20 protein-coding genes are annotated in these 25,328 nt (G+C 61.1%); 16 read left to right on the top strand and 4 right to left on the bottom strand.

Annotation, left to right across the window (positions count from 1 at the left end; genetic code table 11):
* Window positions 1-170 precede the first annotated feature (170 nt).
* Window positions 171-899: a GntR family transcriptional regulator gene (locus ACIQWP_RS03070; protein WP_402782142.1), complete on the bottom strand. Its 729-nt coding sequence runs from the start codon at window positions 897-899 to the stop codon at window positions 171-173.
* Between the two features lie 186 nt (window positions 900-1,085).
* Between ACIQWP_RS03070 and ACIQWP_RS03065 the strand changes: the two genes are divergently transcribed.
* From ACIQWP_RS03065 to ACIQWP_RS03045, 5 genes are all read left to right on the top strand, one after another.
* A complete protein-coding gene (locus tag ACIQWP_RS03065) occupies window positions 1,086-2,072 on the top strand; it encodes an ABC transporter substrate-binding protein (RefSeq protein WP_402782139.1) in 987 nt (328 codons plus the stop codon).
* An 88-nt stretch (window positions 2,073-2,160) separates the two neighbouring features.
* A complete protein-coding gene (locus tag ACIQWP_RS03060; protein ID WP_402782136.1) occupies window positions 2,161-2,940 on the top strand; it encodes an ABC transporter ATP-binding protein in 780 nt (259 codons plus the stop codon).
* Between the two features lie 7 nt (window positions 2,941-2,947).
* On the top strand, window positions 2,948-3,871 hold the full coding sequence (locus tag ACIQWP_RS03055; protein WP_402782730.1) for an ABC transporter permease: 924 nt from the start codon (window positions 2,948-2,950) through the stop codon (window positions 3,869-3,871).
* Between the two features lie 20 nt (window positions 3,872-3,891).
* Window positions 3,892-5,139, top strand: coding sequence for a kynureninase (gene kynU / locus ACIQWP_RS03050; RefSeq protein ID WP_402782133.1), 1,248 nt, complete (start codon window positions 3,892-3,894; stop codon window positions 5,137-5,139).
* A gap of 37 nt (window positions 5,140-5,176) precedes the next feature.
* Window positions 5,177-6,007 (top strand): alpha/beta hydrolase, encoded by an 831-nt coding sequence (locus ACIQWP_RS03045; RefSeq protein ID WP_402782130.1) that lies wholly within the window; start codon window positions 5,177-5,179, stop codon window positions 6,005-6,007.
* Window positions 6,008-6,066: 59 nt separating this feature from the next.
* Here the strand turns inward: ACIQWP_RS03045 and ACIQWP_RS03040 are convergent, their stop codons facing one another.
* Together ACIQWP_RS03040 and ACIQWP_RS03035 are read right to left on the bottom strand one after the other, a co-directional pair.
* Window positions 6,067-6,498 (bottom strand): VOC family protein, encoded by a 432-nt coding sequence (locus ACIQWP_RS03040; RefSeq protein WP_402782127.1) that lies wholly within the window; start codon window positions 6,496-6,498, stop codon window positions 6,067-6,069.
* A 140-nt stretch (window positions 6,499-6,638) separates the two neighbouring features.
* Window positions 6,639-8,729: a putative bifunctional diguanylate cyclase/phosphodiesterase gene (locus ACIQWP_RS03035; RefSeq protein WP_402782124.1), complete on the bottom strand. Its 2,091-nt coding sequence runs from the start codon at window positions 8,727-8,729 to the stop codon at window positions 6,639-6,641.
* Window positions 8,730-8,899: 170 nt separating this feature from the next.
* Here ACIQWP_RS03035 and ACIQWP_RS03030 point away from each other — a divergent pair, with 170 nt between their 5' ends.
* The 10 genes from ACIQWP_RS03030 to ACIQWP_RS02985 all read left to right on the top strand — a co-directional run bounded on the left by ACIQWP_RS03030 (window position 8,900) and on the right by ACIQWP_RS02985 (window position 22,880).
* Window positions 8,900-9,388 carry a pentapeptide repeat-containing protein gene (locus ACIQWP_RS03030; RefSeq protein ID WP_402782121.1) on the top strand — a complete coding sequence of 163 codons (489 nt, stop codon included), beginning with the start codon at window positions 8,900-8,902 and terminating at the stop codon, window positions 9,386-9,388.
* A 56-nt stretch (window positions 9,389-9,444) separates the two neighbouring features.
* Window positions 9,445-9,672 (top strand): hypothetical protein, encoded by a 228-nt coding sequence (locus tag ACIQWP_RS03025; protein WP_402782118.1) that lies wholly within the window; start codon window positions 9,445-9,447, stop codon window positions 9,670-9,672.
* Window positions 9,673-9,700: 28 nt separating this feature from the next.
* The gene (locus ACIQWP_RS03020; RefSeq protein ID WP_402782115.1) at window positions 9,701-12,169 is read left to right on the top strand and encodes a glycoside hydrolase family 2 protein; all 2,469 of its coding nucleotides are present in this window, start codon (window positions 9,701-9,703) and stop codon (window positions 12,167-12,169) included.
* Between the two features lie 164 nt (window positions 12,170-12,333).
* Window positions 12,334-15,594: a GH36-type glycosyl hydrolase domain-containing protein gene (locus tag ACIQWP_RS03015; protein ID WP_402782112.1), complete on the top strand. Its 3,261-nt coding sequence runs from the start codon at window positions 12,334-12,336 to the stop codon at window positions 15,592-15,594.
* Between the two features lie 149 nt (window positions 15,595-15,743).
* Complete coding sequence (locus ACIQWP_RS03010) at window positions 15,744-16,400, top strand: DUF2161 domain-containing phosphodiesterase (protein WP_402782109.1); 657 nt, start codon at window positions 15,744-15,746, stop codon at window positions 16,398-16,400.
* 262 nt (window positions 16,401-16,662) lie between these two features.
* Window positions 16,663-18,165, top strand: coding sequence for a DegQ family serine endoprotease (locus ACIQWP_RS03005; protein ID WP_402782106.1), 1,503 nt, complete (start codon window positions 16,663-16,665; stop codon window positions 18,163-18,165).
* Between the two features lie 346 nt (window positions 18,166-18,511).
* Window positions 18,512-19,141 carry a J domain-containing protein gene (locus ACIQWP_RS03000; RefSeq protein WP_402782103.1) on the top strand — a complete coding sequence of 210 codons (630 nt, stop codon included), beginning with the start codon at window positions 18,512-18,514 and terminating at the stop codon, window positions 19,139-19,141.
* A gap of 231 nt (window positions 19,142-19,372) precedes the next feature.
* A complete protein-coding gene (locus tag ACIQWP_RS02995; RefSeq protein WP_402782728.1) occupies window positions 19,373-20,863 on the top strand; it encodes a lipopolysaccharide biosynthesis protein in 1,491 nt (496 codons plus the stop codon).
* Between the two features lie 92 nt (window positions 20,864-20,955).
* Window positions 20,956-21,771 carry a galactosyl transferase gene (locus ACIQWP_RS02990; RefSeq protein WP_402782100.1) on the top strand — a complete coding sequence of 272 codons (816 nt, stop codon included), beginning with the start codon at window positions 20,956-20,958 and terminating at the stop codon, window positions 21,769-21,771.
* 38 nt (window positions 21,772-21,809) lie between these two features.
* The gene (locus ACIQWP_RS02985) at window positions 21,810-22,880 is read left to right on the top strand and encodes an acyltransferase family protein (protein WP_402782097.1); all 1,071 of its coding nucleotides are present in this window, start codon (window positions 21,810-21,812) and stop codon (window positions 22,878-22,880) included.
* Window positions 22,881-22,893: 13 nt separating this feature from the next.
* Here the strand turns inward: ACIQWP_RS02985 and ACIQWP_RS02980 are convergent, their stop codons facing one another.
* Window positions 22,894-24,222, bottom strand: coding sequence for a PLP-dependent aminotransferase family protein (locus ACIQWP_RS02980; protein ID WP_402782094.1), 1,329 nt, complete (start codon window positions 24,220-24,222; stop codon window positions 22,894-22,896).
* Between the two features lie 102 nt (window positions 24,223-24,324).
* Here ACIQWP_RS02980 and ACIQWP_RS02975 point away from each other — a divergent pair, with 102 nt between their 5' ends.
* Window positions 24,325-25,302, top strand: coding sequence for a nitrate ABC transporter substrate-binding protein (locus ACIQWP_RS02975; RefSeq protein WP_402782091.1), 978 nt, complete (start codon window positions 24,325-24,327; stop codon window positions 25,300-25,302).
* Window positions 25,303-25,328: the final 26 nt, after the last annotated feature.

The following is a 25,328-nucleotide window of genomic DNA, read 5'->3' as shown; positions in this document are numbered from 1 at the left end:
GAAGCTTGAAGCCAAGCGGATGAGAGAAATAGGGCACGAAAACCGGCACACGCCGCTATCGACGATGCGGACCGCGCATGAGCGGGATGTCGCCTCGACGTAACCCAGAGAGACGGCGGCAGCGTCAAACATGTTGCATCGCCGGGCATAGCTCATTGATCTATCGATTGTTACCCGACTTCATCCTCGGAACGGATATAGACCTGCAGTGTGTAGCCGATATGCTCGGTCATCAGCGCCTTGGCGCGCTCCAGATCGCGATCCAGCGCCGCTTCCATGAGCGCCGTGTGATGCTCGATCGCCATGGCGTCCTGCAGGGCGGCGACGGCTTTTTCATAGCCCATCGAGAGGCCGGCTGCCGCGCGTTGCGTCGGCGCCAGGCCGAGAAAACGATGGTGGCGGCGAAGCTGATCCGAAATGGTGGACTGGAAACGCTGGAGCCAGTTCGATGTCGCCGCGCTGACGAGCGCTGCGTGAAAGGCGCTGTGCTTCTCGTCCCATTCGTCCGCCATGTCCTCGGAAGCGGAATCGGGCACGATCTTGCAGCGCGACAGCCGGTAATGCGCCGTCACAACAGCCGATTCCCAATCCGGACCGCCCTTCTCGATCGATTCCATAAGAAGCGGCAGTTCCACGACCATGCGTGCCCGCGTCAGGTCCTCCAGTTCGGCGCGCGATACGGGAGCCACCGCAAAGCCGCGATTGCTGATCGCGGTCACAAGCTTCTCGGCCTCCAGCCGTGACAACGCCTCGCGCAGCGGTGTCCAGCCGAGGCCATAGGTGTCCCGGAGAGTGCTTAGCCGCAAGGATGCGCCCGGCCTCAGCCTGGTATTCAGGATGTCTCGTCGTAACAGCCAATAGGCTGCCTCCGTCTTGCTTAGGGCATCCCTGTCCTGCATCGTCCTCGTCCCAATCCTCCTCGGGGCTCAGATTATATATAAAATCGTCACAGACAGATATTATATATCAAAGATAGCCATCGTGAATATCATATATCACAAATTGACAGGCTTGCAGCAGTCGCTATGATCCCTCCCCAAGAGAGCCGAAGGAACACGGCTCCTTGTCACATCCGGGAGGAAAATATGCTGAGATCTACATCCAAATGGCTGTCCGGCCTCGCCGTTGCTGGCGCCTTCGTGGCAAGCATTGCCACAGCATCCGCCGAGCCCATCAAGATCGCCATCGCCAATTTCGGCGAGCATCCGCAGCTCAACGCTTCGATCGCCGGCTTCAAGAAGGCGCTCGCCGAGAATGGCTTTGTCGAAGGCAAGGATGTTGTCTATTCCGAGAGCAACACCAGCTTCGACGCCTCGCTCGTTCCGCAGATGATCGCCAAGCTGCAGTCCGAACATCCGAAGCTGATGTACACGGTCACGACGCCGGTGTCGCAGATCGCCAAGAAGGCGCTCGCCGGCTCCGGCATTCCGATCGTCTTCACCGCCGTGACCGATCCGGTTGCCGCCAAGCTCGTTCCTTCGTGGGACGCGGGTGGCGACGGCATTACTGGTTCGAGCGACCTGCAGGACATCTCCGCTATCCTGACCTTCACCCGGAAGCTTTTTCCGAACGCCAAGCGCATCGGCGTGCCCTACAATCCGGGCGAGGCCAATGACGTCGCTCTGATCGACAAGGTCAAGGCAGCCGCTCCGGCCGCCGGTTTTGAGGTCGTGCCCGTCGGCGTCGACAACGTCAACGACATCCAGCAGCGTATCGCATCCCTCGCCGGCAAGGCTGACGTGATCTACACGCCCGCTTCCAACCTGCTGCAGCCGGCAATCCCAGCCGTTGCGGCCGCCGCCCGCCAGGCGCAGATCCCGATCGTCAACTCCGATGACGCCGCCGTCCGCAATGGCGTCGTGCCGGCGAGCTTCGCCGTCAACTACATACAGGTTGGCGAAAATGCCGGCAAAATCGCTGCGCAGATCCTCAAGGGTGCCGATCCGAAGACGATCAAGCCTTCGCTCCCGGCCTATGCCGACCATGCGCCGCTGATCAACAAGGCCGTACTGAAGGCATTTGGCGCCGACGTGCCGGCTTCGCTTGCCGATTGCAATTGCTTCACGAAGTAATCGGCGGCATTTTCTAGGGATCAATCCGATCCATGGCGGCGTCCGGGACGCCGCCATTTTATAACCCTACACTGCAGGGGAGGCACGGATGCTCGATATCAAATCCGCGCGCAAGGTTTTCTACAAAGGCCAACCCGACGAGAAGGTCGCGCTCAACGGCCTGACGCTCTCCCTCAAACCAGGCGAATTCGGCGTCGTCATCGGCTCCAACGGCGCCGGCAAGAGCAGCATGCTGAATGCGATTTCTGGCGCTCTCAGTCTCGATTCCGGTCAGATTCTCATCAATGGCAATGACGTCACGAGCATGCCGGTCCACAAGCGCGCAGCGCGGCTCGCCCGCGTATTCCAGGACCCGATGAAGGGAACCGCCGCCAGTATGACGGTCGGCGAAAACATGCTTCTGGCGGAACTGCGCGGCAAGAGCCGGGGATTTCGTCCCGGCCTGAACGCCGCCCGCCTCGCTGCCTATAAGGAACGCCTCGCCGTCCTCGGCCTCGGCCTGGAAAACCGGCTGGATACCAAGGTCGAGCTGCTTTCCGGCGGCCAGCGCCAATCGCTGTCCCTCATCATGGCGGTCGGCGGCTCGCCCGATGTGCTGCTGCTCGATGAACATACCGCGGCGCTCGACCCCCGCACGGCCGATATCGTCATGCAGGCAACGGTGCGCACCGTCGAGGCGCTGAAGCTGACGACCTTGATGGTCACGCACAACATGCAGCATGCCGTCGATTTCGGCGACAGCATCGTCATGCTCGATGCCGGCCGCGTCCATCTCGAAATTACCGGGGAAGGCAAGCGACGCATCACCGTGCCCGAACTGATCGGCCACTTCGCCGTCAAGACCGACCGAATGCTGCTGGTGAGCTGAGATCATGATGGACTTCATTCAGACAACCGTTTCGAGCTTCGTCTCGCTCATCCCGGTCACGCTTGCGCAAAGCTTCATTCTGAGCTTCGTCGTGCTCGGCATCATGATCCCCTTCCGGATGCTGAGCTTTCCGGATTTGACCAGCGAAGGCGCGTTTCCGCTCGGCGGCTGCGTCTGCGGCATCCTGCTTGCCGCAGGTGTCGCGCCGCCATTCGGGATCGCGGCGGCATTCGTCATCGGCCTTGCCGCCGGCTGCTGCACAGCCTTCATTCATCTGCGCTTCCGCATCCATACGCTGCTTGCCGGCATTCTGATGTCGACCATGCTCTACAGCGTCAATCTCGGCATCATGGGCAAGTCGAACCTTTCCGTCTTTGGTTCGCCGACGGTGTTCGACTGGGTGCCGTTCACCACGCCCGGCTTTCCTGCCAGCAAGATCGTCATTGCCGGCCTGCTTGCTGTCATCGTTTTGATCGCGCTCAATCTCTATTTCAAGACGGAAAAGGGCACGGCCATGCGCGCCGTCGGCTCCAATCCCGACATGGCAGAGGCGCAGGGGATCAATGTCTGGGCGGCAACCATCGGCGGCGTCGGTATCGCCAGCGCATTTTCCGCCGCCGGCGGTGCCTTGATGGTCCAGTCGCAGGGCTTTGCCGACGTCAACATGGGCATCGGCATCCTGATCAATGGCCTCGCGGCTCTCATGATCGGCGAAGCCTTCACCGGCAAGCAGACGGTGCTCAGACAGCTGCTCGCACCCTTCGTCGGCTCGATCATCTACTACCAGCTCGTCTCGCTCTGCCTTGCCGCCGGCATGCCGCCACCGAACCTGAAACTCGCCACCGGCCTTTTCGTGCTCATCATGCTGGCGCTGCCGAGCATCCGCCGTAGCCGTGGCGGAGCAGCGACCCGAGAAACCATTCGCGAATAAGTTTACGAGGCAACGACATTATGGATAGCCTTCCCGATCTCGCCGCCGTCGAGGCCATGGACGAGGCCGACCCGCTGCGCGGCTTCCGCAGCCGCTTCGCCCTGCCCGCCGGTGTCATCTATCTCGACGGTAATTCGCTCGGCGCGGCCTCGCACGAGGTCTTTGCCGAGGTGCGCCAGGCCGCCATGGAGGAATGGGGCAACGGCCTGATCCGCAGCTGGAACACGGCCGGATGGTTCCATCTGCCGCTCGAGCTCGGCGACAGCATAGGCCGACTGATCGGTGCCGCCGAAGGCCAGACCGTGGTCACCGACTCCACCTCGATCAACATCTACAAGACCCTGCATGCAGCGCTCGCAATGCGGCCCGGCCGCAATGTCATCGTTGCCGAGGGTGACAGCTTCCCGACCGATCTCTACATGGCCGAAGGTGTCGTTTCGACGCGGCCCGGCCTGACGCTTCGCCTCGAAGGCCGCGATGCCGACAGCATTGAGGAGCTGATCGATGAGAGCGTCGCTGTCGTGCTCGTCAACCACGTCAACTACAAGAGCGGCGAATTGCGTGACATGGCGGCGCTGACGAAGCGCATCCAGGCGGCGGGCGCACTCGTCATCTGGGATCTCTGCCACAGCGCCGGCGCTCTGCCTGTAGATCTCGATGGCGCAGGTGCCGATTTTGCCGTCGGCTGCACCTACAAATATCTGAATGGCGGACCGGGCGCACCGGCCTTCATCTACGCGGCACGGCGGCATCACGCATCGATCGTCCAGCCGCTCAGCGGCTGGTGGAGCCATGCTCGGCCCTTTGCCTTCGAACGGAGCTTCGACGGCGATGTCGACATCAAGCGTTTTCTCTGCGGCACGCAGCCGATTTTGTCCTTGCGGGCACTGAGAGGCGCACTCGCCATCTGGGACGAAGTGGACATGCACGCCCTGCGCCGGAAGAGCGTAGCCCTCACCGATCTCTTCATCCGGCTGGTCGAAGCGAAATGCGGTCAGTATGGTGTCGAGCTCGAGACGACGCGCAGCAGCGAGAAGCGCGGCAGCCAGGTGTCCTTCATCCATAGCAATGCCTACGAGGTCATGCAGGCGCTGATCGAGCGTGGCGTCATCGGCGATTTCCGCGCGCCCTCGACGCTGCGTTTTGGCTTCACGCCGCTCTATGTCGGCTATCGCGACGTGTGGCTGGCTGCCTCGGTGCTGGAAGAGATCCTGAGCAGCGGATCATGGAAGGACGCACGTTTCGCCGTGCGAGCAGCCGTGACCTGACGCTCATGCGTCACCCGCCGGAAAGAAGGAGCCGAAGATGAGCTATTTCAAGGTCACCGATTGGGACAGCGCCTACACCAACGGCGCCTATATCGTCGATGGCGATCAATGGCCGGCGGCCTGGGTCGAACCGGCCAAGTCCTTCCGCGACAAGCTGACGGCGGCAGGACGCGCAGAGCTTGATCTCGTCTATGGCCCGGCGAAGCGCAATCGCTTCGATCTCTTTTTGCCTGAAGGCCAGCCGAAGGGATTGGTGGTTTTCGTCCATGGCGGCTACTGGCTGCAGCTTGACAAAAGCTACTGGTCTCACCTTGCCGGCGGCTCAATTGCCGCCGGATATGCGGTCGCAATCCCATCCTACACGCTCTGCCCGGACAATCGCATCGGCGGGATCGGCAAAGAGATTGCGGCGGCGATCACGGCAGCGGCTGAGAAGATCGACGGACCCATCATTCTGACGGGGCACTCGGCCGGCGGCCAGCTCGTCGCGCGCATGATGACGACCACGTCGCCGCTTGACGGGGCAGTCCTCAAGCGCATCCGCCATGTGCTCGCCATTTCCGGCCTTCACGATCTTCGCCCGATCATGCGGCGCAAGATGAACAAGGAGCTTCGCATCGATGCTGCCGAGGCGAGAGCCGAAAGCCCGGCACTTCTCTCACCGGTCGACAGCATCCGTCTCACCTGCTGGGTCGGCGGCGCCGAGCGGGCGGAATTTATCCGTCAGAATGCACTGCTCGCCAATATCTGGATCGGTTTGGGCGCTGCAACCGGGGCCGTGGTCGAACCGGACAAGCATCACTATACAGTTCTCGACGGGCTTATGGACATCGGACATCCGCTAACGCGAACCCTGCTTGCCGAATAGCCGCCGCGCAGCAATGGAAAAGAGCCCTCGGCGCTGCGCGCACCGAGGGCGTGGTTCTACTAGGCCTCTACGGGTGCGTTCATGGCCCAGGCCACGCCGAAGGGATCGCGCAGCTGGCCCCAGCGATCACCCCAGAACATCACCTGCGGCTCGACCACGACTTCGGCTCCGGCATCGACGGCGCGCTTCCACCATGCGTCGAGATCATCGACGACGAGCTGCATCGTGAACGACTGCGGCTTTTCCAGCGCATGGCCGTATTCCGGAAAGGCGTCGCCGAGCATCACCGAGCTGCCATTGATATAGAGGTGGATGTGCATGGTCCGGCCCTTTTCGTCGACCGGATACATGAAGACCTGCTCGGCGCCGAAAGCGCGCTTGTAGAATTCGGCCGCCTTCACAGCGCCATCGACCGTAAGATAGGCCACTACGCCGCCGCGCACCGGCACGCGAGGCTGCTGGGATTGGGTCTGATCTGCTGTATCCGTCATATTCGTCTCCTTGGGAACGGTTCTAAGTGTCACGCCCTTGTCGGGGGCTGACCCAAGGACGCTGATTGATAGCGCGTTCCGACAACGGGAGTCGATTTTCCCGATAATTTTTTCTGCCGCCTATGTCGGTCGTTTCACGTTCATCCGTGCACCGGCTCGCGGATGCGCAAAGCCCGATTCGGAGGGGTTTCGCTGAGAATTCGTGCCAGAGCATCCGCGCGCGGCATGGGACGCCCGAGCAGAAAGCCCTGCACCTCGTGATAGCCTTCAGCCCGCAATTTTGCCAGCTGCGCCTCGGTCTCGATGCCTTCGGCCAATGTCACGGCGTTGAAGCCGGAAGCTATGCCGACCACGGCCCGTACAATCGCCAGATTGCCCGGATCGGAGTCCATGCCTGCAACGAAGCTGCGGTCGAGCTTGATCTTGTCGAAGGAAAAGGAGCGCAGATAGCTGAGCGACGAATAGCCGGTACCAAAATCATCGATGGCAATGCGGATGCCAAGTTCCTTCAAAGCGCGCAACAGCGACAAGCTTTGCTCGACCTCGGAGAGCAGGATGGACTCGGTAACCTCGATCTCCAGGCGCCCGGGGCAAAGACCGGTCTTGTCCAGCGCCGAGACGACGGTGGCGAGCAGGCTCGGATGGCGGAACTGATAGACCGACAGGTTGATGGCCACCTTCAGGTTCTCGGGCCATTCCATGGCAGTCCGACAAGCCTCCCGCAGCACCCAGTCGCCGATCGGCACGATCATCCCGGTCTCCTCGGCGACGGGGATGAATTCAGCCGGCGCAATGAGCCCACGCTTCGGATGGCGCCAGCGGATCAGCGCTTCGAAGCCCGACAGAGCGTCCTTGTCCAGCCGGATGATCGGCTGATAGTGGAGTTCGAACTCATTGTTCTGCAAGGCCTCTCGAAGTTCCAGCGTCAGTTGGTGGCGCCGTTCCGCCTCGAGCCGCATCTCCGTCTGATAGAAACGATAGGTCGACCGTCCGCTGCTCTTGGCCGCATAAAGCGCGAGATCAGCATCCCGCATGAGGACATCGGCGTCAGTCCCGTGTTCGGGCGCGATCGCAATGCCGATGCTGCAGGTCACATGCTCCCGGACGCCATCGAGATCGAACGGCACCGAAAGCGACTGCAACAAGAGATCGGCGAAACGCTGGGCTCGACCGGCATCCGTCATCCTCAGAACCAGCGCGAACTCGTCGCCACCCAGGCGCGCGACCAGATCGCTCTTCTCGGCAAGCCGCTGCAGGCGCTCGGCAACCTGGCGCAAAAGCATGTCGCCTGCGGCGTGGCCCTTGCTGTCATTGATATGCTTGAAGTGATCGACATCGATGTAGAGCAGCGCGATCGGCTTTTCCGGCGTCGCGGCGGCGACCTGACGCACGATGCTCTCGGAAAAGAAAGCCCGGTTCGGAAGGCTGGTCAGGGAATCGTGCATGGCGAGATGCGCGAGCCTCGCCTCGACGCTGCGCTCCTCGGTCACATCCTGGGAAATGCCGAGAACATAGCGCAGCGCCTGCCCGGTCGGCGCGGGGAGCGCCCGCTTCGCCGTCTTCAGGATGCGCGTGGCTCCATCCACCATATGAATGGTTTCCTCGAAGTAGACAGTGGCTTCGGTCTCGAAGGCAAGCTTGTCCTGCTCCCGGAAAATCGCCGTCTGCTCGTCGGAAAATATGGCCTTGTCCGACTTGCCGATCACGTCCCGCGCCGGCTGTCCGACGATGCCGCCGCACGCCTCGTTGAACAGGATATAGCGGCCATCCCGCTCCATGTCCTTGACGAAGACGCCAACGGGGAGGTTGTCGACGATGCTGTCGAGCAGCGATTGGGTCGCGTCGACCTGTCGTTGCGCCGCATTGACCTCGGTACGATCCTGCACGATCGCCAGGATTGCCGCCTTGCCATCGAAGCGGATCTCCCGCCCATAGGTCAGGACCTCGACTGTCTCGCCATCCGCCTTCAGATGCGTCCAGCGTTGCGCCGTCTCCATGTCGGTGCGGTGATGCACCGCATCAAGCATGCGTTCGCGCTCCTCCTGTGGCCGGATATCGAGCACGGTCATATCAGCGAAGGCGGCGTGGCTGTAACCATAGAGGTCGCGGGCGGCATCGTTGACGATCAGGAATTTCAGCGTCTCGGGATCATAGACCCACATCGGCGAGGGATGCGTCTTGAAAAGCGACCGAAAATCATCGTTCGGGGCATCGGACCAAACGGAATTCATGGGCGGCTCGACCTTGCCAATTCGAGTTTGAAGATCTGCGAAGTGGCGATTTATAACTGAAAAAGTTAAATAAAATCAAAATGCTAGACCAGCTTAAACTTTAAGCAAAAAGCTCATCAAATATGCAACCACTTGCCAAATCGGGGTAGCAAAGGCATTTTCCGCCGAGAATGAGGAAAATCTCCCAAAAGGATCTTGAAGCAAACCTTCTGGCTCAGGCACGGGAAAACGGCATCGACCTCAGCGACGCCGATCTCTCGGACATTGTCTGGCATGGAATTGACCTGAACGCAGTCACCATTGCCTTGTCGGTGCTACGGAACGCTCGCTTTTCCGCAATGGAATCATTGAACGGCTGCACCTGGATCGGCAACAAGATCGAGAGCTGCACATTCGAGTCGGTATCGATCTCGAAGGCCGAAATACTTCAGTGCGAATTCGAGGCCTGCGCGATGCAGGCGATGCGGCTCTTCAGGGTGGATCTGTCCGGAACGATCTTCACGTCCTGCCGCTTTATCGATGTCGACCTTTCGGAAGCAGTTGCGATCCGGGTGCGGTTCGAAAATTGCAATTTCACCAATACTCGATTGACGAAGGACTTTCTGTTTACCGGTGCTGGCGATTTCGAATTCTCGGCCGATGGCACTTTGGATATATAGTCACCTGCCTCTCGGCACTGCAGAACACTTATCTTCAAGCCCGTTGACGGTCTCGGATGACTTTGCCGACCATCAAACCTGTCACAAGCCCATGGCATTTTGCGGCCATTGTTGCAGCGGCCCGTGGAGACCGGCGAGTGCCGTTGGGAGATCATCGACGGGCCTATAATGAACATCGAGAGATCATCAAGTCGTTGGAACAACGCGGTCGAATCGCCTACGCCTATCACATGAACCGCCACCTGCAGGCGGGCCTGCAGTTCATCGCGCCAAAGGCTGTTTGAGACATCCATTTCATAACGGACACATGACATGAAAAGACAGACGCTCGACACCGGCTGGACCATCTCGCGCCTTCGCGCACCCTCCAGCGCACCGGCCCTGCCCAATTCGATCCCTGCCGCCGTGCCAGGCAACATCCATCTCGACCTGATGGCCGCACAGCTGATCACCGATCCCTATCTCGACGTCAACGAGATCTCGCAGGATTGGATCGGCCGCGCCGCCTGGCGCTATCGGCTGGCCTTCGACTGGGACGGCGAGGACGCCGAGCGCATCGACCTTGCCTGCCTCGGCCTCGATACCGCCGCGCGCCTGGAGCTGAACGGCACTCTGCTTGGCGAAACCCGCAACATGCATCGCGGCTATCGTTTCGATATCGGCGACCACCTGAAGAACGGCCGCAACGAGTTGATCGTCGATTTCCAATCGGCCTATGAGCATGGCGAGGATGTGCGCAAGCAGCTCGGCAGCGCCGCCGATATCCCCCAGAATTATCCCGGCCCGAGCAATCTCATCCGCAAGATGGCCTGCAATTTCGGCTGGGACTGGGGTCCGACCGTCGTCACCTCGGGCATCTGGAAGCCGATCGTCATTGAGAGCTGGTCGAAGGCGCGCCTTGGCGGCATCCGCCCGGAAATCACCCTGCAGGGCAGCCAGGGCGTAGCGCGCCTGCATGTCGAGATCGAATGGGCGGAAAAGGGCACGGACAGCGTGGCACTGGTTTTGTCCATCGGCGGCAAGCGCGCGGAAGTCCGCGTCGCGCAAGGGGAGACCCATGCGCTGATCGAATGCCGCATCGACAATCCCCAGGTCTGGTGGCCGCACGGCATGGGGGGCCAGCCGCTCTACGATCTCGACCTGCAGCTGCTCGGCTCGGACGGCACGGCGCTCGAGGGCTGGAAGCGGCGCGTCGGCTTCCGATCCGTGCGGCTGGATACGACACCGGATGAGATCGGCTCCGCCTTCACGCTCGTCGTCAATGATGTGCCGGTCTTTGCCCGCGGCGCCAACTGGATTCCCGACGATTGCTTCCTGCCGCGCGTAACCCGCGAGCGCTATCGCGAGCGGATCGCCCAGGCCCGCGATGCCAACATGAACATGCTGCGCGTCTGGGGTGGCGGCATCTATGAGACCGATACATTCTACGAAGAATGCGATGCCGCCGGCATCATGGTCTGGCAGGATTTTCTGTTTGCCTGCGCCACCTATCCCGAAGAAGAACCGGTTTACAGCGAGATCGAGGCTGAAGCGCGCGAGGCGATCGCAAGGCTCATGCCCTACGCCTCGCTGGTGATATGGAACGGCAACAACGAGAATATCTGGGGTTATTTCGACTGGGGCTGGCAGGACGTCCTCGGCAACCGACCGTGGGGCGCCGGCTACTATCTCGATCTCCTGCCGAAGCTGGTGGCCGAGATCGACCCAACCCGCCCCTATTGGCCAGGCAGCCCCTATTCCGGCTCGATGGAGATCGCGCCGAACGCCGACGAACACGGCTGCAGGCATATCTGGGATGTCTGGAACGAGGTGGGGTATGAGACCTACCGCAACTATATCCCGCGCTTCTGCTCGGAATTCGGCTGGCAGGCGCCGCCGACCTTCGCAACCCTTGCCCAATCGGTGCGCGAGAAAGACCGCGCGCCGGCCTCTCCTGCAGTCCTGCATCATCAGAAGGCAACCGGCGGCAACGACAAGCTGCTGATGGGGCTGGAAGGCTGGTTTCCGCCGCCGCAAAATTTTGACGACTGGCTCTTCGTCACGCAGCTCAACCAGGCGCGTGCGATCAGCTACGGCATCGATCACATGCGCTCGCACCGGCCGACCTGCATGGGCACCATCGTCTGGCAGCTCAACGATTGCTGGCCTGTAACCTCCTGGGCCGCCATCGATGGCGCAGGCAGGAAGAAGCCGCTCTGGTACGCCTTGAAGCATAGCTACGCTTCGCATCTCCTCACCATCCAGCCGCGCGGCGATGGCCTGGCTGCGGTTGCCGTCAATGACGCAACCCTGTTCTGGCGCGTGCCCTTCACGGTCGAACGCTTCGATTTCAACGGCACGCTGCTTGCCCGCCACCATGTCTGGCGCATCCTGTGCGATCGCTTCGGAAATACCGATATCGAAATCCCGGCCGAGGTTGCGACCCCGGGCGATCCGCGTCGGGAATTCCTCCGCGCCCGCCTTGGCGATGCCGAAGCCTGGTGGTTCTTCGAGAAGGATATGAAGCTGCAGTATCCGAAGCCCCGCTTCGACATCGAGAGCACGCAGACGACGGACGGGATCACTGTGACGATCACCGCGCAGTCGTTCCTGCGCGACGTCTGCCTGTTCGTCGACCGAATCAGCCCGAATGCCGAAGTCGACGACATGCTGGTCAATCTCGCGCCCGGTGACAGCAGGAGGTTCAAGGTGAAAGGCATCTCCAGGGAGGCTTTCGACGATGCCGACCTGTCGATCGTCCTCCGCACGGCCAATCAGGTCGCCGAGCCCCCGCATCACTGAAACAGGGATCGATTCGACCCAAATATCCGGCGCATTGCGCCGGATATGTCCGCAAGTCGTCACCAATGATCGCACGCGCGAACAGGAAAATGCCTCCTATGATCGGGCATCGCCTTGTGATCTAGTGCAGCCTATCCGATCCATGAAACAGCGAGACCACGCTTATGTCCTCGGACTCCAATCGCAGCTTTCAAACGCCCCGTCGCGAAGAACTCGGTCTTATCACGCTCGGCAACGCTGCCGGCCTTTCGGCTTCGGCCTTGCCGAACGGCACGCTGTTCTCAATCGATTTCGCCGACCAGCAGGGCGGCGTCATGATCAATCAGGTGCTCGGCTCGCCTGTCTATGGCGGCATCGGCCGGCTCTATCTGCGTGTCGGCGGCGCCGGGCCTGAAACGGCTGAAATCGTCGGACCGAAGGCTGCGGTGCAGTTCGGCCACGGCAAAAGCGGCTTTTCCTGGAGCGGAGAGACGGCCGGCGTCAGACATACGGTCAGCCTGAGTCTGCACCCGAGCCAGACCGCATGGTTCTGGCAGGTGTCGCTGCAGAACACCACGAGCGCTACGATTTCGGCCGATCTCGTCCTTCTTCAGGATGTCGGCCTCGGCGATCGTGGTTTCCTGATGAACAGCGAAGCCTATGCCTCGCAATATATCGACCACCATATCGCCAGCCATGCCGCCTTCGGCCCTGTCGTCATGAACCGGCAGAACCTCAAGCAGGGGGGCGGACGAAATCCGTGGCTCGCACAAGGCTGCCTCGAGGGTGCTGCGGCTTACGCAACCGACGCCATCCAGCTCCTCGTGCCCTCCAAGGGTAACGACGGCGTCATGGTGCCGGACTTCGGCACCAGCCTGCCGAGCGTGCGCCGCCAGCATGAGGTCGCCTGCCCGGCGATCCAGTCAAAGCCGCTTTCGCTTGCACCAGGTGCAACAGCCACGACGACCTTTTTCGGCCTATTCATCGCCGATCACCCGGCCGCTTCCAGCGACGCCGATCTTGCCCACCTCGACGGCTTGCCGAAGCTTCAGGGTGAGCTCGTCGTAGACACGATAGCGGCGGCGCAGCCGGCGCACAGTCTCGTGCAGGACGCCCCTCTTGCCGAGAGCGAAGAGCTGGATCAAGTTGATATCGAGGCGCTCTATCCCAAGCGCGTTCTGGAAGAACATGCGGATGGAAAGCTGCTCTCCTTCTTCGCGCCGGATGGGCCGCATAACAGGCACATTGTGCTCCGCGAAAAGGAGCGGCTGGTCGCTCGCCGTCACGGCGCCATCGTCCGCAGCGGGCAGAACATGCTGCTTGATGACCATACGCTCGCCGCCACCTGCTGGATGCAGGGCATCTTCGCCGCGCAGCTGACCATCGGCAACACCTCCTTCCACAAGCTGTTCTCCGTCTCGCGCGACCCGTACAACCTGACGCGATCGAGCGGCCTGCGCATCCTCGTCGACCTTGGCGACGGCTGGCGGCTGCTTGGCGTGCCCGCGGCGTTCGAGATGGGGCTCAGCGATACCAGCTGGATCTACCGGCTTTCCGGCCGCACCATCACCGTGTCGGCAATCGCTTCGGGCAATGACCCGGCCATGCAATGGAGCGTTTCGGTGGAAGGCGAGGCCTGCCGCTTCCTGGTGTTCGGCCATATCGTGCTCGGCGAACGCGACTATGAGGCCGTGGCGAATATCGCGGTCGATACGGCGGCCAAGCGCATTTCCTTCCGGCCGCAGCCGTCCTGGCTTTGGGATCGCTACCCGAAGGCCGGTTACCATCTCGTCACCTCGACGCCCGATGCGTTCGAGGCGATCGGCGGCGACGAGCTGCTCTATCGCGACGGCGCCGCACGCAACGGCCCGTTCATCGCCCTGAAATCGCATCCGACCCAGGCGCTGCGCTTTGCCGTTGCGGGGTCGATGACCGATCCCGAGGCCGCAGAAGCGCTTGCCGCGCGCTACAGCGCCGGCGTCGAAAGCGACGAGATGCTGGCGCCGGCGCAACGCTTCTGGAGCCATGTGACCCGAGGCGCGCGCATCGAAGGCAACGGCCGCGATGTGATGGCACAAGCGATCATGCTGCCCTGGATCGCGCATGATGCCATCGTGCATTTGAGCGTGCCGCATGGGCTGGAGCAATATACGGGTGCGGCCTGGGGCACGCGTGACGTCTGCCAGGGGCCGATCGAATTCCTGCTGGCCTACGAGCATGACGAGGAAGTCCGGCAGATTCTCTCCACGCTCTTTTCCGAACAGTATCGCGATCGCGGCGACTGGCCGCAATGGTTCATGCTGGAGCCCTACGCCAATATCCGCGCCGGCGAAGCGCATGGCGATATCGTCGTCTGGCCGCTGAAGGCGCTCTGCGATTATATCGAGGCGACTGGCGACATCACCTTCCTCGCCAAGACGGTCCCATGGCGTGCCGACGACACCATGCAGCTGACCTCGGAACGTGCGACGATCTCCGATCACATCGAAAAGCTGCTGGACACGGTCCGCAGCCGCTTCGTGCCGGGCACGAGCCTGATCCGCTATGGCGAAGGCGACTGGAACGACAGCCTGCAGCCGGCCGATCCGCATTTGCGCGACTGGATGGTCAGCAGCTGGACAGTCTCGCTGCTTTACGAGCAGCTGGTGCGCTACGCCGGCATCCTGACGCTTGCCAGCCGCAATGAGGAAGCACAATCGCTTCAGGCGACGGCCGTCGCCATGCGTGCCGATTTCAACCGGCTGCTGATGCGGGACGGCGTCGTTGCCGGCTACGGCGTCTTCGATCCGAGCCATGACGGCGTCGAATTGCTGCTGCATCCTGAGGATACGCGCACCGGCCTGCATTATTCACTGATAGCGATGACCCAGCCGATGATCGGTGGCCTGTTCACGCCAGATCAGCGCCACGCGCATATGAAGCTCATCCGCGATAACCTGCTGTTCCCGGATGGCGTGCGTTTGATGGAAAAGCCGGCCACCTATTCCGGCGGTCCGGAAAAGCTCTTCCGCCGCGCCGAATCCTCGTCCTTCTTCGGCCGCGAGATCGGGCTCATGTATGTGCATGCGCATCTTCGCTATTGCGAGGCCCTCGCCCTCGACGACGATGCGGAGGCCGTGTGGCAAGCCCTGGCGCTCGCCAACCCGATCGCCGTCAGCGGCCGGGTGGAGCATGCATCGCTCCGCCAGCGCAACACCTATTTCAGCAGCAGCGATGCGGCCTTCGACGACCGTTACCATGCGTCGTCGGACTGGGCGCGCGTCAAGGCGGGCGATATCGCCGTGGACGGCGGCTGGCGCATCTATTCGAGCGGTCCCGGCCTCTACACCAGGAGCCTGGTCGGCAATGTCTTCGGCTTCAAGCGGCAATTCGGCCAGCGCATCCGCAAACCGTTGTTGCCGGCCTCGATCGGCGCCTGCGAGGTCAAACTGGACTTCAAAGCCTGAGCGAACGACAAGAGGGGCCGTGTTATCGGCCCCTTCTTTCATCCCGCGATATTCGGCTGCGCCGTAAGAACCCCCTTCCCGCCCCTATCGACCTTCTGGTTAACCGAATCGGTTAATCTCATCCGGATGTGCAAAGCCCGGAGGCGGATTTGGAAACGGCGCTCTATCTCCCGATCAAGTCATTTCTCGAAGCCGCCGGCTATGCGGTGAAAGGCGAGATCGGCGGCTGCGATCTTGTCGGCCTGACCGATGGCGAGCCTCCCGTCGTCGTCATCTGCGAGCTGAAGATGAGCTTCAATCTCGAGCTGATCCTGCAGGCGGTGGATCGTGCCGCGGCCAGCGACGAAGTGTGGATTGCCGCCCGCGTCTCGGCAAAGGGCAAGGGCCGCGAAGGAGACCGGCGCTTCCGCGACCTTTGCCGAAGGCTTGGCTTCGGCATGCTGACGGTATCGGACAGTGATGTCGTCGATATCGCCGTCAGCCCCGTCTCGCCGATGCCTCGCAAGAATCCACGACGCAGATCACGCCTTGTTGAAGAACATCGCCGGAGAAAAGGCGACCCTGCTCTTGGCGGCAGCACGCGCAAGCCGATCATGACCGCCTATCGACAGCAGGCCCTCGTCTGCGCCGCCGCGCTCGAAAATGGCGTCCAGCGGCCGAAAGATATGCGCGCGTCGGCGCCAAAGGCGCCGCAAATTCTGAGGGATAACGTCTATGGCTGGTTCGAGCGCGTCGATCGGGGCATTTACGCTTTGACGGAGCTTGGTACCGAAGCGCTCAAGCGATGGCCGGCGCAGCAGCTTTAAATATGGAAAAATTCCGGTCAAGCAACATTAAATTCATGTAATATCTTAACATTTTGCAATAAAAACATGATCGATATTTAATTTGTAAAATTCGATTGGCGGATCATATTACCAACAAGCGCCAATTCAGTTTTATACTTCGTCTCTAGCAGTAAAGACGAAGCTCAAAGCCTCCCGGAGCAATTGACGCGGACCATTCGACACCTGTCCTGGACATGGACAGGGCGCCACAACGTCAACGATCTCGTAAGGGACTTCTGTCATGCCATCTCTCCTCCGCAAACATCGTACCGCAGCCATTGTCGGCGCCGCCATTATCGTCGGCGCAGGCGCGCTGCCCTTCGCTTTCAGCACATCGGCGTCCGTAGCTTCTGCTGCCGAACCGGCCGGCATCATCGCGCCCGGCGGCTCCTTCGCACCGATCGTCGATGCCGATAAACCGGCCGTCGTCACCGTCACCACGACCATGAAGGCGACCGACACCAGCGCCGACGGCAGCAATTCGCCGATGGACGAGCAGTTCCGGCAATTCTTCGAAAATCAGGGCATTCCGTTCCCGAAGCAGATGCCGCGTCAACAGCAGAGCCAGCGCGCCATGGCGCTTGGTTCCGGCTTCATCATCAGCCCTGACGGTATCATCGTCACCAACAATCACGTCATTCAGAACGCGATCGACATCAAGGTGACGCTCGATGACGGCACCGAACTGCCGGCCAAATTGCTGGGCGCAGATGCTAAGTCTGACCTTGCGGTCCTGAAGATCAACGCGCCGAAGCCGCTCTCAACCATCGCCTGGGGCGATTCCGACAGACTGAAGCTCGGCGACCAGATCCTGGCGATCGGCAACCCCTTCGGCATCGGTACCACCGTTACCGCCGGTATCGTCTCGGCCCGCGGCCGCGACCTGCACAGCGGCCCGTATGACGACTTCATCCAGATCGACGCCCCGATCAACCACGGCAATTCCGGCGGCCCGCTGGTCGACCGTGAAGGCAATGTCGTCGGTATCAACACCGCCATCTACTCGCCAAACGGCGGCAGCGTCGGCGTCGGCTTCGCCATTCCTTCCGACGAGGCCAAGTCGATCGTCGCCAAGCTGGAGAAGAACGGCTCCATCGATCACGGCTACCTCGGTGTCGCAATCCAGCCCGTGACTTCGGACGTCGCCAACGCGATGGGCCTGTCGCAGGCTGAAGGTGCGCTCGTTGCCAGCGTCAATGGCGATACGCCGGCTGCCCGCGCCGGCATCAAGAGCGGCGATATCGTCACCGCGGTCGGCAACGAGACCGTCAAGACGCCGAAGGACCTGTCGCGGCTGGTTGCCGATCTGTCTCCCGGCGACAAGCGCTCGGTCACGCTGTGGCGCGATGGCAAGAGCATGGACGTCAATGTCACCATCGGCGGCAATGACGACAGCAAACAGGCTGCCAACGACAATGGCGACGGCAAGGTCCAGCCGTCCAACCAGCCAAGCATCGGTGTCGGTCTTGCCAACCTCACGCCCGATGTCCGTCAGCAGCTGAACCTGCCGCATGGCGTCGAGGGCGCCGTGGTTGCCAGCGTCAACCCAGACAAGCCGGCTGCCGCTGCCGGCATCCAGACCGGCGACATCATCGTCTCGGTCAACGACCAGCCGGTGCGCAATGCCCGTGACGTTCAGACGGCCGTCGCCCAGGCCGGCAAGGATGGCCGCAAATCCGTCCTGCTGCTGATCGAACGCGACGGTAGCAAGACCTTCGTCGCCGTACCGTTCTCGGCGGCCTAAAAAGCCGAAACGCCTCTGCAATCGGCCCGCTTCCTGCAAGGAGGCGGGCCGATTGTTTTGCATTACCAGCGATCGCCGACAAAACGGCCATCGGCATGGCATCCCCGCTCCCCTATCTGTCCCAAATCAAGCGAAGCGCCCATCGTCCGGCTGAAGCGACCATGCTTCTTCTATCGGACGATCTGAGGCAGCGCTTTTCCACGGGAGAATCGCTTCGACTTTGACACAAGACTCTTTTTGTCCAAACTCTGCCTTTGTGATGGTACAAATAGCGCCGGGCCTGATTGAAACAGGCTGGCGGCAAGTTTAAACCGCGTCGGCAGTGTGAGCGGCGGCAGGAGTTGGAGTGACTGATCCATACGATATTCTCGGCGTTGCGCGCGATGCCAACGAAGAGCAGATCAAGGCGGCCTATCGCAAGCGCGCCAAGGCTGCCCATCCGGATTCCGGCGGCGATACCGAAGCTTTCGCTCGATTGCAGAAGGCCTACGAGCTGCTTCTCGATCCCGTGCGTCGCAAGGTGTTCGACGATACCGGCTATGACGTCGAATTGACCGATGCAGTCGACCTGCAGGCGCTGGTCGCGATTGAAAAACTCATCACCGAGATGGTGCTCGACGAGCGCGAACCAGGAACCTTCGATCCGGTTGCCAAGATGCGGGCAAGCCTTCTCGAGGAAATTCGCAAGGCGAATTTCAGCAAGAGCGAGCTTGAGCGGCATTCCGACCGCATCGGTCTTCACCTCGATCGATTGGGCAAGCGCCCCGGCAAGGACGTGGTCGGCCACATGCTGCGCGCGCGCATCAAGGCGATCGCCACCGCCATCAGCGAAACCGAAGCGAAGATCGGCGCCAGCGAGCGTGCCTGCGACATGCTGGAGGGCTATCTTTACGAGATGATCGAGCCCCAGGAAGAGGCCGATTCAGCGCCCGAAATCGAGTGGGACGAGCCAAGGGTCCGCTCAGCCGCGCAATAGCTGCAGCGTTTTTCGCCGCCCTGAACAGACAGAATTCGCGTTTGCCTTGATCACGAGATCACTTTCAGCAACGCAATGTTGCAATGCAACAATCCGCCCCTAGACAAATCGAGGTGCTGGCCTAGATCAAGCATCCAACACGCGGTCTTGCTCTATCGAATGATGGCGACGCGACAATGGCGGGCGCTGGAATTCCGGCGCCAATGAAGATCTGGACGGCGAGGTATGCGTTTGCTGGTTTCCGAAGCGGATGAAATCGTCTTTGAACATCTGAGCGAAAACCGATCGCGGGCCGCATTGAGGGGTGCCTTCTGGTCGGCGCTGGACACGCTGATCCCGACGGCGCTCAACAGTCTGGTGTTTGTCGTCACGTCCCGTTTTCTTCTGCCCCAGGATTTCGGTCTGGTGGCGCTCGCCTTCGCCATCGTCAGTTTTGCTTCCGGCTTTGGGCCGACGGCCTTCGGCGAAGCGCTGATTCAGCAGAAATCCATTCGGCGCAGCCATCTCGATACGGTCTTCTGGCTGTCTTTTGTCTCCGCGGCCATTCTCTATGCCGCGCTGTTTCTGCTTTCGCCCTTCCTCGCGCACTGGGTCGGACATGACGATATCGTCAAGCTGCTACTGATTATCGGCCTGAAAATCTTCTTCGACATGATGATCATCGTCCCCAATGCCCTGATCGGCCGGACGATGTCCTTTCATCTTGCCGCAGCCCGCACCGCGATTGCCACCTTCGTCTCGGCGGTCATCTGCCTCTCGCTGATTTTCGCCGGTTTCGGGCTCTGGGCGCTTGCAATCGCCCAGATCGCCGCGCCGGCCGCCGCCTGCATCGCGGCTTTCTGGGGCGCGAAGTGGCTGCCGGGCTTCAGGGTAAAGCTCTCGAGCCTGCGCGAGCTGCTGCATTACGGCATCTTCGCCTCGGGTAACCGCTTCCTGCAGACCATGAATCTCGATCAGCTGATCATCGGCACGCTGGTAAGCCCGGCCGCTCTCGGCATCTATAATTTCGCCCGGCGGCTCTATGAGATGCTCAACAATGTGGTGGCGGGCGGGCTGAATTCGGTCAGCCACGTGCTGCTTTCCTCGCTGCAGCACGATCGGGACAAAGTGCGCGAAGCCTTTCTCATGGCAACCTTCGGCTGCTCGCTGGTGTCGTTCCCGGCCTTCATGGGGCTTGCAGCGGTCGCCGACGACGCCATTCCGCTGATCTTCGGACCGCACTGGGCGGCGGCCATCTGGCCGGTGCGCTTCTTCTGCGTGATCGGCCTGATGGCCGGTATCGGCATCATCCAGGCATCCCTGATCACCAGCCAAGGCAGGTCCGACTGGTGGTTCTACTATCAGCTGGTGCGCAACGTCGTCTCGATCCTCACCGTTTTCATTCTCCACCAATATGGTGTGGCGACCGTCGTCTTCGGGCTTATGATCGGGGTGCTGATGCTGTGGCCGGTAACGCTGTGGATGGTCTCGCGATTGATCGGCCTCAGCATTTCTGAATATTTCGGCCAGTTCCTGCGGCCCATAGCCGCCTATCTCGGCATGCTTGTCGTGGTCCTGGCAACCTCTTCGGCCTTGTACGACCGGCCCCTCGCGGCACGCCTGATCTGCGAAGTGCTGGTCGGCGGCCTCACCTATTCGGGCCTCATCCTTCTTCTATGCAGAGAAAGAGTTCTCTTCCTCGTGCGGACGACACTGCAAGGTCGCCGCGCAAGGGCACAATAGCTGCCATCGTGGCCATCGGATCGAAGCATGGCATCCAAAATGGGTCCCTTCGATCCCCGCGATAGCAATAGCAAATGTCGGAAAGGTGCCTCATGACACTGGTTACGTTCATCATTCCCGTTCGCCATCAGGCCAATTCCAATGATTGGCCTTCGCTGAAACGGCGGCTGTCGCAAACGATCGCATCGATCGCCGGGCAATCCAACAGCAACTGGCGCGGCGTTGTTGTCGCAAACGAAGGCGCCGACCTGCCCGATCTGCCGCCGAATTTTACAGCGGAGCGCGTGACCTTCCCGCCGAACCAGCTCCACGACATCGATGGTGCCGACCGGGAAAAGGTCTATGACGCCTTCCGGCTCGATAAGGGCCGCCGTGTGCTGAGCGGCATGTTGTCGGCGCGCGACACACGCTTCTTCATGATCGTCGACGACGATGATTTCGTCAGCGCCAATATCGTCGATTTTGCCGCGAGAAATAGCGATGCCAACGGCTGGAAGATCGATCGGGGCTATCTCTGGAACGAAGGCGGCCGGCTGCTTTTGCATCACAACGACTTCGCCAATTATTGCGGCACGTCGCTGATCATCCGCTCCGATCTCTATAGCCTGCCTGCGACCTTCGAGGATGCCGAGGTCGATTACATCAAAACCATGCTCGGCAGCCATGTGCGCATCGGCAAGCTGCTTGCCGGGGCCGGCTCGCCGCTCGGATCACTTCCCTTCCGCGGCGCGATCTATCGGGTCGGCCATGCCGGCGCCCACAGCAAGTCCTCCAATCTCATCAGGACGCATTTCCTGAACCGTTCGGTGCTGACAAGTCCCCGCCAATTCCTGGGCAACCTTTCGCGGGTGCGCCCGCTCGACCGCAATCTCAGAAACGAGTTCTTCGGCGCGCGCGCCACCGGATAGCGCAGGCACAATCCTTTCGCCCCAAGAGGTTTCGATCAATGCCGGCTGACGCAACGAAACATAGATACGCCGCCCTGGATGCGATGCGCGGCCTGGCAGCCCTCGCCGTTGTCGTCTACCACCTCGATCGACCCTATGCGCCGTCAGCCTATATCGCGGTCGATTTCTTCTTCGTGCTCAGCGGCTTCGTCATCGCCAGAGCCTATGGCGAAAAGCTCGCGGGTGGCATGACGGTGCTCGCCTTCATGAAGGCCCGCTATGCACGCCTTTATCCGCTTTTCCTCATCGGCAGCGTCTACGGTCTCGTGCAATTGCTGCTGCATTGGCAGGCGGTAGGCGTCGGACGCGCCGATCTCTCTGCAAGCATTCTCACGACCGCCTTCATGTTGCCTTCACCGAGTTTTCTCACCCGGTCGGCGGGAGACATTTGGGCGCTCTATCCGCTGAATGGCCCCGCCTGGTCGCTGTTTTGGGAACTGTTGGCCAATCTGGTATTCGCGCTCGTGCTGTTCCGGCTGAAAACGCGCAGCCTCATCCTCATCGCCGCCGCGTCTCTGGCGATGCTGATCGGCTCGGTCTTCTTTCATAAATCGCTCGATCTCGGTTGGGAATGGCGCTCCGTCGACGGCGGCCTTGCCCGCGTCTTCTTCTCCTTCACGCTCGGAATGATCATCTATCGGCTTCGGAACACCACCGTACTCGGCCGAACGGTGAGCAGCTACGCGGCGCTATTGCCCATTGCGGCGATCTTAATCCTGCTGTTTCTCCCCACCTATTCGCTGAAATATGCGCTTGTTTTCTGCATCCTGATCTCGCCGCTCATCGTCCTTGCCGGCACGATGCTCGAATTGCCGGCCAAGCTGCAGCGGCTCGGCATTTTTCTCGGCTACCTCTCCTACCCGATCTACATGTGCCATCGCGGCTTTACCGAGATCTACGGGCACATGATGCGCAATGACCATCTGCCGCAGCCGGTCTACATCGCGATCTATCTCGTCGCGATTTCCATCATCGCGCTCATCTCGGCCAAGCTTGCTGAAATCATGGTTCGCTATATCGGCTCCTTGAAGGGCACCCCCAAAGGCATTGAGGCCAGCCAGCGCGGCTAGCCGGTCTCAGCGATCACGTATGAACCGCAGCAAGTGCGATGGCATCCGCAACGTATTCGCGCCGTTCCGCGAGATTGGCCGTCGCGACGCGCAAATGGCTGCTGGACAGGATCGAAAACTTGGCGCCCGGATGTACCGCGATGCCCCTGGCTGCAAGCGTCACCATCGCGAAGGGCTCCGACGAGACCGGCACCCAGGCAGACAACCCTTCTCCGTGGCGCGCAACGACGCCGCGCTCGCCGAGCGCATCGATGAGACCGGCCCGGCGCTCTCGATAGGTCTTACGGGCATGGTCGAGGCAGGCTTCAGTTGCCGGATCGCGTAGCAGCCAGGCGGCGGCCGCCTGCAGAATGCGGCTCGTCCAACCTGAACTGAAGCTGCGATAGGATTGGATCTGCTCGACGATCGCCCGCGAACTCGACAAGACCGCGAGGCGCAGATCCGGCCCGTGCGTCTTGGAAAATGGCAGGATATGGATGACGCGATCGGGAAAGAGCTGCCCCATGGAATGGCGCGGAGCCGTCGAGATATCGGCAATACCATCGTCTTCCACGATCAACGTATCCGTGTCGCGAAGGATCTCCGCCATGCGCGCCATGCGCGCCACGCTCACGCTTTGGCCGGTGACGGAATGGACGCGTGGCTGGAAGATGAATGCAACGGGGCGATATCTCAGCGCTTCTTCCAGCGAAGACGGCAGCGGGCCCTCTTCGTCACATTTCACCGGAATGATGCGGGCACCGCGATCCTCCAGAATATCGAGAAGCCGCATGCCTGTGGGGTCCTCGATCGCAACGGCAGCGCCCGGCATGACCAAGGCATTGATCAAGGTGTAGACGGCATTATAGCCGCCATTGGTCGCCAGGAACGCCTCCGGCTCGTATGGCCAGGTCTTCCTGACCTCCTCCTCCAGCTCCGGTAGGATGCGATTGCGCTCGTAACTGTTGAGATTTTCGGCTGAGGCCCCGTAGGCCATCGCCGCTTCCAGTTTCGGCAGCAACCGGACATCGGGCACGGCCGCCGTCAGATTGAGGGCGTCGTTGCCATAGTCGCCCGCGCTTGCAAGACGCGCCGGCTTGGCAATGAAACGGTCGCCGCTGACCCATGTGCCGTTCCTGCCGCGCCCGCTGATGATCTTCTGGCGCCTAAGCTCGCTCCACGCCTCCGAAAGAGTTGCCGGACTGATACCGAGCGCAAAGGCCAGATCGCGGATCGGCGGCAATTTGGTACCAACAGGCAGCGCGCCGGCGCGGATCAACGCGCTCGTTTCAAGCGCGATACCGCGAATCGTCCGATCGTTTAATTTTTCGGCAAACCACTTCGCGTCCCGATTATCGCTCATTTCCACGCCATCTTTTAATGTTCAATAACGTAATAACATTTGATCGACAAATATTGAACATTTAATCATCTGAAAAACAAGTTTTCCAGCGAGTGAATATTCATGCCTCTAACTCTCCGCCTTGCCCTCCGCGACTGGGACTATATGACGCCGCTGGTCCTGGGTGACGTCTCCTCCCCCAAGCTTGACCTCAAGGTGGATCGTGTCGGCACGCTCATCTCGCATGTCGGCAAGAGCGATGCCTATGACGCGGCCGAAACCTCGTTCAGCCGTTATACGCAATTGCGCATCGACGGCGACGAGAGCGTCGTCGGCATTCCGAACTTCATCATGCGCGGCTTCCGCCACCGCTGTGTCATCACCACCAAGGACAGCCCGATCACGAGCTTCGGGCAACTGGCCAGCAAGCGTATCGGCGTCACCGGCTGGCGCGACTCCGGCAATACGTGGACACGCGCCGCACTTCGCCGCGAAGGCGTCGGCGTCGAGGATGCCATGTGGTATGCCGGCCGCCTGACCGAAGCCCACCCGATCACCGATCGCCTCGACGGCTTCGGCCGTGCCGGCCGCATCGAGGCCGCACCCGGCGAAAGGCCGATGGTGGATCTGCTGAAAGAAGGTTTGCTCGACGCGATCTTCACACCTTTCATGCCGGACGGTTATTTCGCCGGCGGTTCCGGCTTCCGCCAGCTCCTTTCCGATTTCCGCAGCGCCGAGCGTCGCTATTTCGACGATGTGGGCTATGTACCGGGTATGCACCTGATCGGATTGAAGGCCGAAATCGTCGCCGAGCATCCCTGGGTCATTGCCGAGTTGAGCGCCCTGATCGATGAATCGCAGCGCGTCTGGCTTAGCAAGCGGCGCAAATATGCCGACACCACGCCCTTCATGCTCGACGAACTCTTGAAATCGGCAGCAGAGCTGCCGGAGGGCTGGGATGCCAGCGGCTTTGCTGCCAATCGCAAGATGATCGCCGATTTCGCTGGGGAATTGCATGTGCAAGGCATCCTGCCGCGCCTGATGACGCCGGAGGAACTCTTCCCGTTCGACGTCGACGGTAGCCGGACGAGCGCCAAGTAACCATCGACAAAAACTCAAAAATGCAA

The sequence above is a fragment of the Rhizobium sp. NPDC090279 genome (assembly GCF_044769665.1).
Lineage (GTDB): Bacteria > Pseudomonadota > Alphaproteobacteria > Rhizobiales > Rhizobiaceae > Rhizobium.
The sequence above is the reverse complement of the archived record's forward strand: the minus strand, read 5'-3'. Positions and strand labels throughout refer to the sequence as shown.

What these genes read in the sequence shown, in the direction of transcription:
- ACIQWP_RS03070 (WP_402782142.1), bottom strand. Translation starts at nt 899, where the DNA reads ATGCAGGACAGGGATGCCCTAAGCAAGACGGAGGCAGCCTATTGGCTG.
- ACIQWP_RS03065 (WP_402782139.1), top strand. Translation starts at nt 1,086, where the DNA reads ATGCTGAGATCTACATCCAAATGGCTGTCCGGCCTCGCCGTTGCTGGC.
- ACIQWP_RS03060 (WP_402782136.1), top strand. Translation starts at nt 2,161, where the DNA reads ATGCTCGATATCAAATCCGCGCGCAAGGTTTTCTACAAAGGCCAACCC.
- ACIQWP_RS03055 (WP_402782730.1), top strand. Translation starts at nt 2,948, where the DNA reads ATGGACTTCATTCAGACAACCGTTTCGAGCTTCGTCTCGCTCATCCCG.
- kynU (WP_402782133.1), top strand. Translation starts at nt 3,892, where the DNA reads ATGGATAGCCTTCCCGATCTCGCCGCCGTCGAGGCCATGGACGAGGCC.
- ACIQWP_RS03045 (WP_402782130.1), top strand. Translation starts at nt 5,177, where the DNA reads ATGAGCTATTTCAAGGTCACCGATTGGGACAGCGCCTACACCAACGGC.
- ACIQWP_RS03040 (WP_402782127.1), bottom strand. Translation starts at nt 6,498, where the DNA reads ATGACGGATACAGCAGATCAGACCCAATCCCAGCAGCCTCGCGTGCCG.
- ACIQWP_RS03035 (WP_402782124.1), bottom strand. Translation starts at nt 8,729, where the DNA reads ATGAATTCCGTTTGGTCCGATGCCCCGAACGATGATTTTCGGTCGCTT.
- ACIQWP_RS03030 (WP_402782121.1), top strand. Translation starts at nt 8,900, where the DNA reads ATGAGGAAAATCTCCCAAAAGGATCTTGAAGCAAACCTTCTGGCTCAG.
- ACIQWP_RS03025 (WP_402782118.1), top strand. Translation starts at nt 9,445, where the DNA reads ATGACTTTGCCGACCATCAAACCTGTCACAAGCCCATGGCATTTTGCG.
- ACIQWP_RS03020 (WP_402782115.1), top strand. Translation starts at nt 9,701, where the DNA reads ATGAAAAGACAGACGCTCGACACCGGCTGGACCATCTCGCGCCTTCGC.
- ACIQWP_RS03015 (WP_402782112.1), top strand. Translation starts at nt 12,334, where the DNA reads ATGTCCTCGGACTCCAATCGCAGCTTTCAAACGCCCCGTCGCGAAGAA.
- ACIQWP_RS03005 (WP_402782106.1), top strand. Translation starts at nt 16,663, where the DNA reads ATGCCATCTCTCCTCCGCAAACATCGTACCGCAGCCATTGTCGGCGCC.
- ACIQWP_RS02990 (WP_402782100.1), top strand. Translation starts at nt 20,956, where the DNA reads ATGACACTGGTTACGTTCATCATTCCCGTTCGCCATCAGGCCAATTCC.
- ACIQWP_RS02985 (WP_402782097.1), top strand. Translation starts at nt 21,810, where the DNA reads ATGCCGGCTGACGCAACGAAACATAGATACGCCGCCCTGGATGCGATG.
- ACIQWP_RS02980 (WP_402782094.1), bottom strand. Translation starts at nt 24,222, where the DNA reads ATGAGCGATAATCGGGACGCGAAGTGGTTTGCCGAAAAATTAAACGAT.
- ACIQWP_RS02975 (WP_402782091.1), top strand. Translation starts at nt 24,325, where the DNA reads ATGCCTCTAACTCTCCGCCTTGCCCTCCGCGACTGGGACTATATGACG.